Source organism: Mycolicibacterium sp. CBM1 (assembly GCF_054073305.1).
The window spans coordinates 241,808-255,792 of record NZ_JBSXPP010000005.1 but is presented as its reverse complement, the minus strand read 5'-3'; the positions used below and the strand labels follow the sequence as shown (position 1 = coordinate 255,792).

14 protein-coding genes are annotated in these 13,985 nt (G+C 68.9%); 12 read left to right on the top strand and 2 right to left on the bottom strand.

Annotated features, from left to right (window positions below):
* Positions 1 to 50 precede the first annotated feature (50 nt).
* Positions 51 to 944 carry an alpha/beta fold hydrolase gene (locus ACXDF8_RS09340; RefSeq protein ID WP_457222965.1) on the bottom strand — a complete coding sequence of 298 codons (894 nt, stop codon included), beginning with the start codon at positions 942 to 944 and terminating at the stop codon, positions 51 to 53.
* A 174-nt stretch (positions 945 to 1,118) separates the two neighbouring features.
* Here ACXDF8_RS09340 and ftsH point away from each other — a divergent pair, with 174 nt between their 5' ends.
* From ftsH to ACXDF8_RS09290, 10 genes are all read left to right on the top strand, one after another.
* Entirely contained in the window at positions 1,119 to 3,431 is a 2,313-nt protein-coding gene (gene ftsH, locus ACXDF8_RS09335) for an ATP-dependent zinc metalloprotease FtsH (RefSeq protein ID WP_457222964.1), read from the top strand.
* Positions 3,432 to 3,450: 19 nt separating this feature from the next.
* Positions 3,451 to 4,053: a GTP cyclohydrolase I FolE gene (gene folE, locus ACXDF8_RS09330; protein WP_457222963.1), complete on the top strand. Its 603-nt coding sequence runs from the start codon at positions 3,451 to 3,453 to the stop codon at positions 4,051 to 4,053.
* Positions 4,050 to 4,889, top strand: a complete 840-nt coding sequence (gene folP, locus ACXDF8_RS09325; RefSeq protein WP_457222962.1) for a dihydropteroate synthase — start codon at positions 4,050 to 4,052, stop codon at positions 4,887 to 4,889. The genes folE and folP overlap by 4 nt, the downstream gene beginning before the upstream one ends.
* Positions 4,882 to 5,283 (top strand): dihydroneopterin aldolase, encoded by a 402-nt coding sequence (gene folB, locus ACXDF8_RS09320; RefSeq protein ID WP_457222961.1) that lies wholly within the window; start codon positions 4,882 to 4,884, stop codon positions 5,281 to 5,283. The genes folP and folB overlap by 8 nt, the downstream gene beginning before the upstream one ends.
* A complete protein-coding gene (folK, locus tag ACXDF8_RS09315) occupies positions 5,280 to 5,813 on the top strand; it encodes a 2-amino-4-hydroxy-6-hydroxymethyldihydropteridine diphosphokinase (protein WP_457222960.1) in 534 nt (177 codons plus the stop codon). Before folB ends, folK begins: the two co-directional genes overlap by 4 nt.
* Positions 5,813 to 6,286 (top strand): DUF3180 domain-containing protein, encoded by a 474-nt coding sequence (locus ACXDF8_RS09310; protein ID WP_457222959.1) that lies wholly within the window; start codon positions 5,813 to 5,815, stop codon positions 6,284 to 6,286. Before folK ends, ACXDF8_RS09310 begins: the two co-directional genes overlap by 1 nt.
* A gap of 67 nt (positions 6,287 to 6,353) precedes the next feature.
* Positions 6,354 to 7,607 (top strand): DUF6779 domain-containing protein, encoded by a 1,254-nt coding sequence (locus ACXDF8_RS09305; RefSeq protein ID WP_457222958.1) that lies wholly within the window; start codon positions 6,354 to 6,356, stop codon positions 7,605 to 7,607.
* Positions 7,608 to 7,735: 128 nt separating this feature from the next.
* Positions 7,736 to 8,671 carry a Rossmann-like and DUF2520 domain-containing protein gene (locus tag ACXDF8_RS09300; protein WP_457222957.1) on the top strand — a complete coding sequence of 312 codons (936 nt, stop codon included), beginning with the start codon at positions 7,736 to 7,738 and terminating at the stop codon, positions 8,669 to 8,671.
* Positions 8,668 to 9,597, top strand: coding sequence for a pantoate--beta-alanine ligase (panC, locus tag ACXDF8_RS09295; RefSeq protein ID WP_457222956.1), 930 nt, complete (start codon positions 8,668 to 8,670; stop codon positions 9,595 to 9,597). The genes ACXDF8_RS09300 and panC overlap by 4 nt, the downstream gene beginning before the upstream one ends.
* Positions 9,598 to 9,670: 73 nt before the next feature.
* Positions 9,671 to 10,486, top strand: coding sequence for a type III pantothenate kinase (locus tag ACXDF8_RS09290; RefSeq protein ID WP_457223057.1), 816 nt, complete (start codon positions 9,671 to 9,673; stop codon positions 10,484 to 10,486).
* 10 nt (positions 10,487 to 10,496) lie between these two features.
* On the opposite strand, the gene ACXDF8_RS09285 is transcribed toward ACXDF8_RS09290, so the two are convergent.
* The gene (locus tag ACXDF8_RS09285) at positions 10,497 to 11,786 is read right to left on the bottom strand and encodes an alanine racemase (protein ID WP_457222955.1); all 1,290 of its coding nucleotides are present in this window, start codon (positions 11,784 to 11,786) and stop codon (positions 10,497 to 10,499) included.
* 38 nt (positions 11,787 to 11,824) lie between these two features.
* On the opposite strand from ACXDF8_RS09285, the gene lysS reads away from it, so the two are divergent.
* Positions 11,825 to 13,342 carry a lysine--tRNA ligase gene (lysS, locus tag ACXDF8_RS09280; protein ID WP_457223056.1) on the top strand — a complete coding sequence of 506 codons (1,518 nt, stop codon included), beginning with the start codon at positions 11,825 to 11,827 and terminating at the stop codon, positions 13,340 to 13,342.
* 115 nt (positions 13,343 to 13,457) lie between these two features.
* On the top strand, positions 13,458 to 13,799 hold the full coding sequence (lsr2, locus tag ACXDF8_RS09275) for a histone-like nucleoid-structuring protein Lsr2 (protein WP_457222954.1): 342 nt from the start codon (positions 13,458 to 13,460) through the stop codon (positions 13,797 to 13,799).
* The last annotated feature ends 186 nt before the right edge of the window (positions 13,800 to 13,985 follow it).

Below are 13,985 nucleotides of genomic sequence, written 5' to 3'. Positions count from 1 at the left end.
GGTCGACCGGGTCGATGCCCATCGTGTAGGCGTGTTCAACGGCCGCCCCGTCATGTCGCCTCCACCGTGCCCAGGAATTCCAACAGAATCCGGTTCACCTCGTCGGGACGCTCCTGTTGCACCCAGTGTCCGGCGCCTTCGATCCACGCCTCGGTGTACGGGCCGGCGACCACCTCATGGGCGCGGGCCGGATTCATCGTCGACCCGATCGGGTCGGCGGTGCCACCGACGAACAGTGCGGGCACTTGGATCCGCGCCTCGGCGAGCTGCGGCGTCGTCGCCCAGTTGCGGTCGTAGTTGCGATACCAGTTCAGCGCGCCGGTGAATCCCGTCCTGCTGAATTCGCGCACATAGTGGTCGAACTCGTCGGTGCTGATCCAGTCCGGCGGCGCGTCCGGCCCGGTCAGTCCGGTGAACATCTCGCGCATCGTCGCCGTGACGTCAGCGCTCATCTCGGCGTCGGCGACGCCGAGTTCCTGGAAGCGCAACATGTAGAAGTCCTCGCCGAACTTTTCCCGCCACCGCGTGGTAGGGCGCGAGCGCGCACGCGGGATGGGCGGGACGGACAGGCCCGCGACAGCGCGGACCCGGTCCGGGTGCAGCAGCGCAGTGTGCCAGACCACCATCGCGCCCCAGTCATGCCCGACGAACACGGCTTGCCCGACCCCGATGTCGTCGAGCAGGCCGACCAGATCGGCCGTGAGCAGGTGGATGTCGTAGGCCTCGACCGCCGCCGGGCGCGACGAGCCGCCGTAGCCGCGCTGATCGGGCGCCAGGACGTGGTAGCCGGCCTGGGCGAGAACGGGAATCTGATGCCGCCACGAGTAGGCCAGCTCGGGAAAGCCGTGGGCCAGCACCACCACCGGGGCGCCGCGCTCACCGGCTTCGAGCACCCGCAACCGCACGCCGTTGACCTCAACGAACCGTTCGGTCGAAGCGATCACCCTGCCAGCCAAGCACAGCCCGAGCCCCGCGTTAAAGGGTGGTTCGGCTTCTGGCGAACAACGACCAAACCCTGACGGAAACCCTGGGGGCACTTGCCGACGTTGGTCTAGCGGTAGCCTGAACTATCCCAGCTGCGCATATCGGAAGGACCGGGCCGCAAAGGCCGATGCTTGATGAACCGGAAAAACGTGATCCGCACACTGACGGTCGTTGCCGTGGTGCTGCTGCTCGGCTGGTCGTTCTTCTACTTCAGTGACGACACCCGAGGCTTCAAACCCGTCGACACCTCGGTGGCGATGGCGCAGATCAATGGTGACAACGTCAACAGTGCGCAGATCGACGACCGCGAACAGCAGGTCCGTCTGGAGCTCAAGAACGGCAACAGCGACACCGAGGACTCCAACAAGGTCATCGCCAAGTACCCCACCGGGTACGCCGTCGACCTGTTCAACGCGCTGACGGCCAAGAAGGTCAAGACCAACACCACCGTCAACCAGGGCAGCATCCTGGGCTCGCTGCTGGTCTACATGCTTCCGCTGCTGCTGCTCGTCGGCCTGTTCGTGCTGTTTTCCCGCATGCAGACCGGTGGCCGGATGGGCTTCGGCTTCGGCAAGTCGAAGGCCAAACAGCTCTCCAAGGACATGCCCAAGACGACTTTCGCCGACGTAGCCGGCGTCGACGAGGCGGTCGAAGAGCTCTACGAGATCAAGGACTTCCTGCAGAACCCGTCGCGTTACCAGGCGCTGGGCGCCAAGATTCCCAAGGGCGTGCTGCTCTACGGGCCGCCCGGCACCGGCAAGACGCTGCTGGCCCGCGCCGTGGCCGGCGAGGCCGGGGTCCCGTTCTTCACCATCTCCGGTTCGGACTTCGTCGAGATGTTCGTCGGCGTCGGTGCCTCCCGGGTGCGTGACCTGTTCGAGCAGGCCAAGCAGAACAGCCCCTGCATCATCTTCGTCGACGAGATCGACGCTGTCGGCCGCCAGCGCGGTGCCGGCCTGGGCGGCGGCCACGACGAACGCGAGCAGACGCTCAACCAGTTGCTCGTCGAGATGGACGGCTTCGGCGAACGGCAGGGTGTCATTCTCATCGCGGCCACCAACCGGCCCGACATCCTCGATCCGGCGCTGCTGCGCCCCGGCCGCTTCGACCGCCAGATCCCGGTCACCAGCCCCGACCTGGCCGGCCGCAAGGCCGTGCTGCGGGTGCACTCGGCGGGCAAGCCGATGGCCCCCGACGCCGATCTCGACGGTCTGGCCAAGCGCACCGTCGGCATGTCCGGTGCCGACCTGGCCAACGTCATCAACGAGGCCGCGCTGCTCACCGCCCGCGAGAACGGCACCGTCATTACCGGTGCAGCCATGGAAGAGGCCGTCGACCGGGTGATCGGCGGCCCGCGCCGCAAGGGCCGCGTCATCAGCGAGCTGGAGAAGAAGATCACCGCCTACCACGAAGGCGGTCACACGCTGGCGGCGTGGGCGATGCCCGACATCGAGCCGATTTACAAGGTCACGATCCTGGCGCGCGGACGTACCGGCGGCCATGCCGTCTCGGTGCCCGAGGACGACAAGGGTCTGATGACCCGCTCGGAGATGATCTCCCGGCTGGTGTTCGCCATGGGCGGGCGCGCCGCCGAGGAACTGGTGTTCCGCGAGCCCACTACCGGCGCGGTCTCCGACATCGACCAGGCCACCAAGATCGCCCGGGCGATGGTCACCGAATACGGCATGAGCTCCAAGCTCGGCGCCGTCAAGTACGGCACCGAGCACGGCGACCCGTTCCTGGGCCGCACCATGGGCACCCAGTCCGACTACAGCCACGAGGTCGCCCGCGACATCGATGACGAGGTCCGCAAGCTCATCGAGGCGGCGCACACCGAGGCCTGGACGATTCTCACCGAGTACCGCGACGTGCTCGACATCCTCGCCGGTGAGCTGCTGGAGAAGGAAACGCTGCACCGCAAGGAGTTGGAAGCGATCTTCGGTGGGGTGAAGAAGCGGCCGCGGTTGACGGTGTTCGACGACTTCGGCGGCCGTATCCCCTCGGACAAGCCCCCGATCAAGACCCCGGGCGAGCTGGCCATCGAGCGCGGCGAGCCGTGGCCCAAACCGATGCCCGAGCCGGCCTTCAAGAAGGCGATCGCCCAAGCGTCAGCGGCGGCGCAGGGCCAGCAGCCGGGCAGCGGCAACGGCAACGGTTCGCACACCGGTGCCCACGCGGCCCAGCCCGGTGCCAACCAGCCCGATTACGGGGCGCCGGCCGGCTGGCACGCGCCCGGCTGGCCGCCGCAGGGACCACCGCAGAACCCGCAGCAGGGTGGGTACTGGTACCCGCCGCAGCAGGGCTGGGGTCCGCCGGCTCCCCAGCAGGGCCAGCCGTACCCGCCCTACCAGCCGTATCCTTCACCCAGTCACACCGGCCCAAAGGCCGGTCCCGCAGACGATCAGGGTGACGACGCCGGCCGGGCCAATCCCCCCGGCAACGGCTGATAGACGAACGGAAGCTTCGATGGCGCAGCCTACTTCGATCACGTTCGACACCCCGGAGTTCGATCAGCCGCGAGCCGAGGCGGCGGTCCGCGAACTGCTGCTGGCGGTCGGGGAGGATCCGGACCGGCACGGCCTGCTGGACACCCCGGCCCGCGTCGCCCGTGCCTTCCGGGAGATGTTCGCCGGGCTCTACACCGACCCCGACGCGGTGCTCGAGACCACCTTCGACGAGCAGCACGACGAGCTGGTCCTGGTCAAGAACATCCCGATGTACTCGACATGCGAACACCACCTGGTGTCGTTCCACGGGGTGGCCCATGTCGGTTACATCCCAGGCGAAGACGGCCGGGTTACCGGGTTGTCGAAGCTGGCCCGGGTAGTCGACCTGTACGCCAAGCGGCCACAGGTCCAGGAGCGGCTGACCACGCAGGTTGCCGACGCGGTGATGCGCAAGCTCAAGCCGCGCGGGGTCATCGTGGTGATCGAGGCCGAACACCTGTGCATGGCGATGCGCGGCGTGCGCAAGCCGGGCGCCACCACCACCACGTCGGCGGTGCGCGGACAGTTCAAGACCGACAAGGCATCGCGAGCCGAGGCGCTGGAACTCATCTTGCGTAAATGACGCAACCACTCCGACCGCGCACCCGGGTGATGGGGGTCGTCAACGTCACCGACGATTCCTTTTCTGACGGCGGCCGTTACCTCGATCCGGCGCGCGCGGTCGAACACGGCCTGAAGCTCGTCGCGCAGGGCGCGGACATCATCGATGTCGGTGGTGAGTCGACCCGCCCCGGTGCCGTGCGGGTGGACGCGGCCGTCGAGGTCGCGCGGGTGATCCCGGTTGTCAAAGAGCTTGCTGCGCAAGGCATCACGGTCAGCATTGACACCATGCACGCCGCGGTGGCCGAGGCGGCGCTGCACAGCGGGGCCCGTATCGTCAACGACGTCTCGGGCGGTCAGGCCGACTCGGGCATGGCCCCGCTGCTCGCCGAAGCCAAGGTGCCGTGGGTGCTGATGCACTGGCGGTCGGTGCGCGCCGAACACCCGCACGAAGTGCCGCAGTACCGCGATGTGGTGGTCGACGTGCGCGACGAACTGCTGGCCTGTGTCGATGCCGCGGTCGCGGCCGGTGTCGATCACGACGCGCTGATCATCGACCCGGGCCTGGGTTTCGCCAAGACCGCGCAGCACAACTGGGCGCTGTTGAACGCACTGGGCGAATTCGTGGCCACCGGCATCCCGGTACTGGTCGGGGCGTCGCGGAAGCGCTTCCTGGGCTCGCTTCTGGCTGAGGCCGACGGGACCGACCGGCCCCCGGACGGGCGTGAGACCGCCACCGCGGTGATCTCCGCACTGGCCGCCGGGCAGGGTGCGTGGGGCGTGCGGGTGCACGACGTGCGCGCGAGCGCGGATGCGCTCAAAGTCGTCGGGGCGTGGCAGGAAGGTGGACATGGCTGATCGCATCGAGTTGCGCGGGCTGACCGTTCGTGGCAACCATGGCGTCTTCGACCACGAGCGTCGCGACGGGCAGGACTTCGTCGTCGACGTCACCGTATGGATCGACCTCGCCGCGGCCGCCGCCAGCGACGATCTCGCCGACACCTACGACTACGGGGTGCTGGCCCAACGGGCGGCCACTGTCGTCGCCGGTCCGGCGCGCAATCTGATCGAGACCGTCGCCGCCGAGATCGCCGAGGACGTCATGACCGATGAGCGCGTCCATGCCGTGGAGGTGGTGGTGCACAAACCAAGCGCCCCGATCCCGTTGTCCTTCACCGACGTCGCCGTCGTCGCGCGCCGGTCCCGCCGGGGCGGACGCGGTCAGATCGTTCCCGCCGGAGCCGTGACATGACCCGGGTGGTGCTTTCGATCGGATCCAATCTCGGCGACCGGATGGCGCGGTTGCAGGCCGCCGTGGACGGACTCGGCGACTCGGTGCGCGCGTTGTCCCCGGTCTACGAGACCGATGCCTGGGGCGGCGTCGAGCAGGGCGCCTTCCTCAACGCCATCGTGGTCGCCGAGGATCCCGGACTCGACGGGCAGGGCTGGCTGCGTCGGGCGCAGACCCTGGAGGCGGCCAACGAGCGGGTCCGTGGCCAGAAATGGGGACCGCGCACGCTCGACGTCGACCTGGTCTGCTGTTACGACACGACCGCCGAGGGCGACATCGAGGTCTTCTCCCGCGACGAAGGCCTCACGCTGCCGCACCCGCTGGCGCACCTGCGGGCGTTCGTGATGATCCCGTGGCTGGCCGTCGACCCTGAGGCCGAGCTGACCGTCGCCGGCCAGCGCCGCCGGGTCGACGGGCTATTGGCCGAAGTCGACGCGGTCGATCGCGACGGGGTACGCCTGACCGGCCTGGTATTGCGGCTCGGTTCCTGATGGGAATCACTCGACGGCGCGACCTCGCGGCCGCGGTCATCGGCGTCGCAATCCTGACCTGGCTGCTGATGCGGGTCCTCTACCGCCACTTCCCGCCGATCACGCTGTGGACCGGGCTGTCGCTGCTTGCGGTCGCCGCCGTCGAGACGGCCTGGGCGGTGTCGGTGCGGACCAGGATCCGCAACGGTGAGATCGGCGTCGGTGCGGGCCGGCTGCACCCGCTGGCCGTGGCGCGCAGCGTGGTGATCGCCAAGGCCTCGGCCTGGGTCGGGGCGCTGATGGCCGGCTGGTGGATCGGCATCCTGGTCTACCTCTGGCCTCGGCGCGCCGAGCAGGTCGCCGGCAGCTTCATCCCGGGTACCGGCGTGGCCGCGCTCAGCGCGCTGGCACTGGTCGCCGCCGCCTTGTGGCTCGAACATTGCTGCAAGTCTCCGGGCGACCCGGCCGACAACGCCGACGCCGCCCGGGACTAGCCGCTTCCAGGCGAATCGCCGCAGTTCGACGACACGTTCCCCGATGTTGCCCGGGTACAGTCACCCCATGACCGTTCTGTCCCGCGGCGCCCGGAATCGGCGCGGCGGCCGCAGGCCGGGTTGGCTGCTCTTGACGGTGTTGCTGGTGCTGGCCATCGCGGCCAGTTCCGCGTTGGTGTTCACCAACCGTGTCGAGTTGCTCAAGCTGGCGGTCATCCTGTCGCTATGGGCAGCCGTGGTCGGCGCTTTCGTGTCGGTGATCTACCGCAGGCAGAGCGATATCGACGCGGCCCGCGCCCGAGACCTCAAGCTGGTCTACGACCTGCAGCTCGACAGGGAGATCTCCGCACGTCGTGAATACGAGCTGAGCGTCGAATCCCACCTGCGCCGCGAACTGGCCTCCGAACTGCGCGCCCAGGCCGCCGACGAGGTGGCCGCCCTGCGTGCCGAGCTGGCCGCGTTGCGGACGAATCTCGAGATCCTCTTCGACGCCGACCTGGGTGACCGGCCCGCACTCGAGGGCGATCGCTCCGGCGCCGGCCGCGGCGACTGGACCCAGGACACCACCACGTTGCCGCCGACCCCCGGCCGGGTGCAGAGCAGTCGGATCACACCGGTGCGTTCCGAGGACACCGCCAGCCGACCCGCGACCGCCGAGAACCCAATCATCGACGTTCCCGAGGAACCGCTGGCTCCGCCGCCGCCGGCACCGCAGCCCTACGCCCCGCCGCCACCGCGGCGCCGCGCCGAGCCCGAGCCGGCCCCGGCGGACAACTATCGAGGTTCGCACCGGCGGGCGGGCGACAATGGTGCCCGTGCCGCGGGCCCGGTCGCCCCGCCGGTGGCCCCACCAGCCCCGCAGCGCACCGAGGCCCAACCTCAGCCCCAGCCGGAACCCGTTCGCCCGCAACCGGCGCCTCAACCGGCACCCCAGCCCGAGCCACGGCCGGCAGCCGAACAGTCCCCGTGGCGTCCGGTTGCGGCTGAGGATCGCCGCCCCGGCAGACACTGGACACCCGAACAAGCGGCCGGCGAGCCCGCGTCGCAGGGCCGGCCCGAACCCGTCATGCAGCCGCCGCCGGAGCCGGCCGCCCCGCGCTCCCGGCACGGCGCCGACAGCTCCGACAGCGCCGAGCCGGGCCCGTCGGCACCGGCCATGTCGGCTCCACCTGCGCCCCGGCATCGCGGCGGTGAGCAGGAGCCGCCGCCGCAGGTACCCGAAGGCCAGCATGCCGGTGGGCAGTCCGTCGCCGAGCTGTTGGCCCGCCTGCAGGCCAACGGTGGTCCGGGCGGCGGTCGCCGGCGCCGGCGCGAGGACTGACGACCCGGCGGGGCCATGGGCTGCGGCGGGTTAGAGTTGTCACGACCGTCCGGTACCCGGCCAGGGACCGGAACGAAGAATCACCGTCAACGGATAGAACAAACAACGACGTCAGCGAGGTCGTCGACGTGGGGACCCCCAGCGGCTTGCGCCCCGCACGGCTCAAGGTGGGCATCATCTCCGCCGGGCGGGTCGGCACGGCACTCGGGATGGCGCTCGAGCGTGCCGAACACGTCGTGGTGGCGTGCAGCGCCATCTCCACCACATCGCGGCGGCTGGCCGCGCGCCGACTTCCCGACACCCCCATCCTGCCGATGCACGACGTGGCCGACAGCGCCGAATTGCTGCTGCTGACGGTGCCGGACGCCGAGCTTCCCGGTTTGGTCAACGGGCTGGCCGCGACGGGGGCGGTGCGCCGCGGGACGATCGTCGTGCACACCTCCGGGGCCAACGGCGTCGCCATCCTGGCGCCATTGACCGAGCAGGGCTGTGTACCCCTGGCCATCCATCCCGCGATGACCTTCACCGGAGCCGACGACGACGTTGCCCGGCTCGCCGACACCTGCTTCGGCGTCACCGCTGCCGACGAGATCGGTTACGCGATCGCCCAATCCCTGGTGCTCGAGGTCGGCGGTGAGCCGTTCGGGGTCCGCGAAGACGCCCGGACCGTCTATCACGCGGCACTGGCCCATGCCAGCAACCACGTCGTCACCGTGGTCGCCGATGCGCTGGATGCCCTGCGCGCCGCGCTGGCCGGCCAGGAGCTACTCGGCCAGGAACTCATCGCCGACGCTCCCGGCGGCCTCGCCGAGCGCATCATCGGTCCGCTGGCCCGCGCCGCGCTGGAGAACACGCTGCAACGTGGCCAGGCGGCGCTGACCGGACCGGTGGCCCGCGGCGACGGCCCCGCCGTCGGACGCCATCTGGCGGCCCTCGACGAGGTGAATGCTGAACTGGCGCAGAGTTATTACGCGAATTCCCTGCGCACCGCGCAACGTGCGCACGCCCCCGAGGAGGTCTTTGAGGTGTTGGCTGACTGGTCGGACCGACGAGGGCGACGATGAGGAAAGGGCCGCAGTTCACCGCGGGACAGCTCAACCTGTACCCCACGCCCGAAGCGGTGTCCGACGTCACGCGGGCGCTGCGGCATACCGGGCGGCGGGTGATGCTGGTGCCGACGATGGGCGCGTTGCACGACGGTCACCTGGCGCTGGTCCGGGCCGCCAAGCGGGTGCCCGGAGCGGTGGTCGTGGTGTCGATCTTCGTCAATCCCTTGCAGTTCGGTGCGGGGGAGGATCTCGAGGCCTACCCGCGCACCCTGGACGCCGACGTGGAATTGCTCAGGGCCGAAGGAGTCGAGGTGGTGTTCGCGCCCAGCGCGGCGGCCATGTATCCCGGCGGGCCGCGCACCATGGTGCATCCCGGGCCGCTCGGTGCCGAACTGGAGGGCGCGGCCCGGCCCGGTCACTTCGCCGGCATGCTGACCGTCGTGCTCAAGCTGCTCCAGATCGTCCGGCCGGATCAGGCGTTCTTCGGCGAGAAGGACTATCAGCAGCTGGTGCTCATCCGGCAGATGGTCGCCGACCTCAACGTCGACGTCCGTGTCGTCGGTGTGCCGATCGTGCGGGAATCCGACGGACTGGCCATGTCGTCGCGCAATCGATACCTCAACAACGAGGAACGCGAGCAGGCCGTCGCGTTGTCCTCGGCACTGCTGGCCGGCATGTACGGCGCGTCCGGTGGTGCCGCGGCAGCACTCGACGCCGCCCGCGCAGTCCTCGACGAGGTGCCCGCCATCGAGGTCGACTACCTCGAAGTGCGGGGGCCGCAGTTGGAGCCGGCGCCCGCCTACGGCCCGGCCCGCATGCTGGTGACGGCCCGGCTCGGCACGACGCGGCTGCTGGACAACATCGCGATCGACCTGGCGCCCGACACCGCCCCGCCTGGCGTCGGCACTGCCGACAAGCATGAAATCACCTGGAGAAATTGATGTTACGGAGCAACCGCCTCGAATCGGCGACCACCAGCGCTGATCTGCTGTCCCTGTGGGCTGTGCGGTAACCGTGCTACTGGCGATCGACGTCCGCAACACCCACACCGTCGTCGGGTTGATCTCCGGGGCCGGCGACCATGCCAAGGTGGTGCAGCACTGGCGGATTCGCACCGAGCCGGAAGTGACCGCCGACGAGCTGGCGCTGACCATCGAAGGTCTGATCGGGGATGACTCGGAGCGGCTAACCGGGGCCACCGGATTGTCCACCGTCCCGTCGGTCATGCACGAGGTGCGGTTGATGCTCGACCAGTACTGGGCGGGTGTGCCGCACGTGCTCATCGAGCCGGGAGTCCGCACCGGGATTCCCCTGCTGGTCGACAATCCCAAAGAGGTCGGTGCCGACCGGATCGTGAACTGCCTTGCGGCGTATGCGAAATTCGCCTCCGCCGCCATCGTCGTGGACTTCGGGTCGTCGATCTGTGTCGACGTGGTGTCGGCCAAGGGCGAATTCCTCGGTGGGGCAATCGCTCCCGGTGTCCAGGTTTCCTCGGACGCGGCGGCCGCCCGCTCGGCTGCGTTGCGCCGGGTCGAGCTCACCCGGCCGCGCTCGGTGGTCGGCAAGAACACCGTGGAGTGCATGCAGTCCGGCGCGCTGTTCGGCTTCGCCGGCCTGGTCGACGGGCTGGTAAACCGGATCCGGGCAGATGTCGACGGATTCGCCGGCTCCGACGTCGCCGTGGTCGCGACCGGCCACACCGCCCCGCTGATGCTGCCCGACCTGCACACCGTCGCGCACTACGACAAACACCTCACCCTCGACGGGTTGCGGATGGTCTTCGAGCGCAACCGCGACAGCCAGCGCGGCCGGTTCAAGACCGCCCGCTAGCCGAGATAGGTCAAAAAAACGTCCGCACCAGATCGACCACTCGGCCCCGCTCGTCGAGCACCGGGATGAGCTGCCACTTGTCGAAGACGGTGCACGGATGGGATATCCCGAAGGAGATCCAGCTGCCGACCTCGACGGTCTCCCGCGCGGCGGGGGTCAATGTCAGGAACGCATGCTGGTCGTTGAGTGCGACCACTTCGCAGCCGGTCAACGCATCCGTCAGCCACACCGGACCGGCTCTAAGCTGTTGCGGCACAGGGAGATCCTGATCGAATGACACGTCACGACGGCCCATCGTCAGCAGGGCTAGGTTGGGTTCGGGCCGCGAACACACCTGGGCCCACACCTGCATCGCGGGCCGAAACCCGCCGGGTGCGGTGCCGGGACGGGTCAGCGGTGAGGTGCGCAGGTACAGACCGTCGTCGTTGGTCAGGTAGGCGCCGCTGCGCAGGATCGTGCGCCACGGCCCCGCCAGCGTCTGTGCCACCAAGTCGAAATGCGTACTGCCGCCGGCGGTGACCATCACCTCGGAGATGTCGGGCACGTCGCAACGCGGCGCCAGCCGGGTGGCGACGGCGTGCATCCAGCTCAGGTAGGTGCTCACCCGCTCGACTCCGGCGGGGGTCACGTCGTGGCCGATTGCCGCCTCGTACCCGGCCACCCCCACCAGCCGCAGCTGTGGACTGCCTGCCGCGGCGTCGGCGACCGCCTCGACGCACGCGTCGTCGCGGCAGCCGGTGCGAGTGCCTGCGGCGCCGAGCTCCACGCAGACCTCGATCGGCCGCCGCGCGCCTGCGGCCGCCAGTGCTGCCGTCATCTGCCGCACCCCGTCCACCGAGTCCACCCAGCAGACTGCCCGGAAGTCGGGATCTTCGTCCTGCTCGGCGGCCAGCCACACCAGCCCGGCCGGGTCCACCAGCTCGTTGGCCAGCACCACCTCTGCGACTCCGAAGGCACGCAACGCCCGTACCTGGCTCACGGTGGCGGCGGTCACCGCGGTCGCGCCCGCCGCGAACTGGCGGGCCACCAGCTGCGGCGCCATATGCGTCTTGCCGTGCGGCGCGAGTTCCACGCGGTGCCGCACGCACCAGCCGGCCATGGTCGACAGGTTGTGCTCCAGGGCGTCGGCATGCAGGACGCACACCGGTCCCAGCGGTCCCTCGGCAAACAGATCAGGCGCCCCGGCGCAGATCTGCGCGACGGTCTGACCGCTCCAACCGGCCGGCAGACCCTTGAATCGCCAGTCGATGCGGTCGCCGGTCAGCGCGGCCACCGAAGCGGCGTTGATGAGGGACTTCATGGGCTCATTTAAGCTGGCACGTCGTGACCTCTGCTGATATGCCGGAAAGCGACCCGCACACCGAAGCTGAGGGATCTGACGTCCCCGAGCAGTTCCGGATCCGCCAGGCCAAGCGTGAGCGCCTGCTGGCCGAGGGCAAAGACCCCTACCCGGTGGCGGTGCCGCGCACCCATTCGCTCGCGCAGATCAGGGCCGCCTACCCGGACCTGGCCGCCGACACCTCGACCGGCGACGTCGTGGGCGTCACCGGCCGGGTGGTGTTCGCTCGCAACTCAGGCAAGTTGTGCTTCGCGACGCTGCAGGAGGGCGACGGAACTCAGCTGCAGGCGATGATCAGCCTGGCCGGGGTCGGTGAGCAGGCGCTGGAAGCCTGGAAGACCGAGGTCGACCTCGGCGACATCGTGTTCGTGCACGGCGAGGTGATCAGTTCGCGCCGTGGAGAGCTTTCGGTGCTGGCCGACTCCTGGCAGATGGCCAGCAAGGCGTTGCGCCCGCTGCCCGTCGCGCACAAGGAGATGAGCGAGGAGTCTCGGGTCCGGCAGCGTTACGTCGACCTGATCGTGCGTCCGCAGGCCCGCACGGTGGCCCGCCAGCGCATCGCCGTCGTACGCGCGGTCCGCAACGCTCTGGATCGCCGCGGCTTCCTCGAGGTGGAAACCCCGATGCTGCAGACGCTGGCCGGTGGTGCGGCGGCGCGGCCTTTCGTCACCCACTCCAATGCGCTCGACGCAGATCTGTATCTGCGAATTGCCCCCGAGTTGTTTCTCAAGCGGTGCGTCGTCGGCGGGTTGGAGAAAGTATTCGAGCTCAACCGGAACTTCCGAAACGAAGGTGCGGATTCCACCCATTCACCGGAATTCGCGATGCTTGAGACATATCAGGCATGGGGAACCTATGACGATTCGGCGATCGTCACCCGCGAACTTATTCAAGAAGTCGCCGACGAGGCGATCGGAACCCGGCAAGTGCCATTGGCGGACGGCTCAATCTATGACCTCGACGGCGAATGGCCGTCGATACAAATGTACCCGTCGTTGTCCGAAGCCCTTGGCGAAGAGATCACCCCGGACACGCCGCTGGATTACCTGCTGGCCATCGCCGATCGGCTCGAGCTCGAGATTCCCCGCGACCGCGGCTACGGCCACGGCAAGCTGGTCGAGGAACTCTGGGAGCACACCGTCGGCGACACCCTGTGGACCCCGGCGTTCGTCAAGGATTTCCCGGTCGAGACCACACCCCTGACCCGCCAGCACCGCAGCATTCCCGGCGTCACCGAGAAGTGGGACCTCTACGTGCGCGGATTCGAGCTCGCCACCGGCTACTCGGAGCTGGTCGACCCGATCGTGCAGCGGGAGCGGTTCGAGGCCCAGGCGAGGGCGGCCGCCGCCGGCGACGACGAGGCGATGGCGCTCGACGAGGATTTCCTGGCGGCGATGGAGTATGCGATGCCGCCGACCACCGGAACCGGAATGGGGATTGACCGGCTGCTGATGGCGCTTACCGGCTTGTCAATTCGGGAAACAGTATTGTTCCCGATTGTTCGCCGCCACGGCTGAGGTGGGCCGATCCAATACTTGTTGAACGTCGTGCGGCAATGTGGCACATTGGTGACCATGGGAGAGACGCCCGGCAATCGCTTGTTGTGCGCAGGCAGAAGGATTCAGTGAGGTAATGGCAAAAAAGGTGACCGTCACGCTCGTCGACGATTTCGACGGCTCGGGCGCTGCGGACGAAACAGTCGAATTCTCGCTCGACGGTGTGAGCTACGAGATCGATCTTTCGTCTAAAAATGCTCAGAAACTCCGCAACGATCTCAAGCCGTGGGTTGAGGCCAGCCGCCGGGTCGGCGGCCGCCGCCGGGGCCGCTCCGGTCCGCCCGGACGGGGCCGCGCCGCCATCGATCGCGAGCAGAGCGCAGCGATCCGGGAGTGGGCTCGGCGCAACGGTCACAAGGTGTCGACCCGTGGGCGCATCCCGGCCGACATCATCGACGCGTTCCACGCCGCTACCTGACCGCCGCTACCTGACCGCCGCCGTTCGCTGGCGGCGAAGCAACCCGGCGCCGCTCTCGGAAACGATCCGCTGTCCCCGCGCGTTGGTCTGCTGAGTTCACCGTGTGGATGCGGTATGGGTAGCAAGGGGACGCACCTCCGCAGACCGCCCACTACAGTGGACGACAGGTACGTGGTGACTGCCGCC

Bases quoted from the DNA above. Each gene is read 5' to 3' on its own strand.
- ftsH (WP_457222964.1), top strand. From the start codon at position 1,119: ATGAACCGGAAAAACGTGATCCGCACACTGACGGTCGTTGCCGTGGTG.
- folE (WP_457222963.1), top strand. From the start codon at position 3,451: ATGGCGCAGCCTACTTCGATCACGTTCGACACCCCGGAGTTCGATCAG.
- folP (WP_457222962.1), top strand. From the start codon at position 4,050: ATGACGCAACCACTCCGACCGCGCACCCGGGTGATGGGGGTCGTCAAC.
- folB (WP_457222961.1), top strand. From the start codon at position 4,882: ATGGCTGATCGCATCGAGTTGCGCGGGCTGACCGTTCGTGGCAACCAT.
- folK (WP_457222960.1), top strand. From the start codon at position 5,280: ATGACCCGGGTGGTGCTTTCGATCGGATCCAATCTCGGCGACCGGATG.
- ACXDF8_RS09310 (WP_457222959.1), top strand. From the start codon at position 5,813: ATGGGAATCACTCGACGGCGCGACCTCGCGGCCGCGGTCATCGGCGTC.
- ACXDF8_RS09305 (WP_457222958.1), top strand. From the start codon at position 6,354: ATGACCGTTCTGTCCCGCGGCGCCCGGAATCGGCGCGGCGGCCGCAGG.
- panC (WP_457222956.1), top strand. From the start codon at position 8,668: ATGAGGAAAGGGCCGCAGTTCACCGCGGGACAGCTCAACCTGTACCCC.
- ACXDF8_RS09285 (WP_457222955.1), bottom strand. From the start codon at position 11,786: ATGAAGTCCCTCATCAACGCCGCTTCGGTGGCCGCGCTGACCGGCGAC.
- lysS (WP_457223056.1), top strand. From the start codon at position 11,825: ATGCCGGAAAGCGACCCGCACACCGAAGCTGAGGGATCTGACGTCCCC.
- lsr2 (WP_457222954.1), top strand. From the start codon at position 13,458: ATGGCAAAAAAGGTGACCGTCACGCTCGTCGACGATTTCGACGGCTCG.